We start from the raw sequence: 1773 nt of genomic DNA on the forward strand, positions 1-1773 counted from the left end.
CATTGTCGCGTACCGTCAGGGTGCCGGCGCTGATCGCCGCCTGGGTGGTGCCGTTGTCACTGTCGCTGCGGTTCATCGCCCCCAGTGCGCTGTTCGCCAGGTTGATCAGGTCATTCACCGCGTTGGCGCTGATGCTGATCTGTTGTTGTTCCACATCATACGCGGCGCGGTTTTCGATATTGCTAAAGCCCAGTGTGCCGGTGTCGAGGCGGTTTTTCTCCGCCTCGGCTTCCGAGGCGATCACCGCGCCATCCAACTGGGTGTGTGCGCCAACCTGGATATCATAGCCGCCTTTGCCGGCCTGGATGCCGGTCTGTTCGCGCACGCTCTGGTAGTCGCTGTGCATCTTCTCTTGGCTGGCATCCAGTTGCCCGCTGACGCTCATGCTGCCGTAGGTGAAGCTGCCGCTGACGCTCAGGCTCTGTTGTTTCGAGTCGTACTGGTCGCTGTCCTGTTCACTCTTCAGGCTCAGGTTGCGCCCGACATCCAGTTTCACGCTGTCGCCGCTGGCTTGCGCGCCGGTCAGACTGGTGTCGCGGCCACTGCTGATGCTGAGCTGGTTGCCGGCCGTGACGGTGGTTTCATTGTGGCTGGTGCCGTTGCCGCGTTCGTGCCCTTTGCTCATGTTGGCGCTGGCCGAGAAGCTGATCCCCGCGCTGCCGTTGCCGACCGTGATACCGACGCCCACGCTGCCACCCTGGCTTTTGTTTTCACTGCGCAGGTATTGGCTGTCTTGTGCCGATTGCAGGTTGACGTCGCGTTCAGCCGACAGGTTAACATCGCCACCGGCTTTCAATTGGCTGCCGCTGATGGTGATGTCACCCGCTTCACCGTTATCACCGCGTGCGCGGATACTCAGGTTGTTGCCCGCCGTCAGGCCGCTCGATTGGCTGACCTGTTGCCCGCTGATATCGGTGCGTTTCGATGATTGGCTGCCATAGGAGGCCGAGACGCCAATCGAGGCGTTGCTGGCATCCGGCGTGCCCTGTTGCGCGTTGTCCAGCCGGTAGGCTTGCAGCGCTTGCGCGCCATGCAGTGCCGCTTTGGTGCCTTGCAGTGCCTGTAGGCGGTTATCATCTTCTTGGCGTGCCGCCTGTGCCGCTTGCACCGCTGAGTTGAGCGCACTGCCCACCGAGCCCGACAACCCGATGGTCAACCCCGAGGTGCGGGTTTCGGTCACTTGCTGTTGGCTGAACTGGTCATGCAGTGCGCGCACGTTCACTTGCGCACCACTCAGTTCAAGGTTGTTCGCCGCCACCAGGTCGCTGCTGTCGACATTGAGCTGTTTACCGGCATTCAGTGTGACATCACCGCCAATGCTGCCGACAGTGCTGGCGGCATGGGTCACCCCTTGCGCCTGCGCAGTGGTGCGTTGCATCGATTTGCCCACGGTGAAGCCGATGCCGCCACTGCTCATCAACCCCGACTTGGTCTTCTCTTGCAGGTGGAACTCGCTCTGCTGCTGTTCCGCTGCCACGATGTTCAGGTTCTGTGCCGCATCCAGGCGCAGAGTGTTGTCTGCCACCACCGCGCTGCCACTGACGGTGACGTTGTTGCCTTTCACCGCGACCGTGTTACCCGACAGCATTGAGCCTATCGCCAGCCCCTGTTCGTAACCATCAATGCGCTTTTCGACCGTGGTGCTGGCCACTTTGCGCTTGATGCTGGTGTGCATCCGCTCGGCGTTGTGCTGTTCATTCTGGGTCTGCAACACAATGTCGCCGCCGGCCGTGACCGAAAGCGTTTCCCCCGCTTTCAGGCTGCTGGCGCTGA

At 61.5% G+C, this 1773-nt stretch carries 1 protein-coding gene; it reads right to left on the reverse strand.

The features are described 5' to 3' along the window. Nucleotides 1–1773, reverse strand: a 1773-nt coding sequence (locus EOJ37_RS14080) for a hemagglutinin repeat-containing protein (protein WP_206194076.1), incomplete at both ends; no start/stop codon positions are given.

The organism is Serratia microhaemolytica, assembly GCF_004011885.1.
GTDB lineage: Bacteria > Pseudomonadota > Gammaproteobacteria > Enterobacterales > Enterobacteriaceae > Serratia_G > Serratia_G microhaemolytica.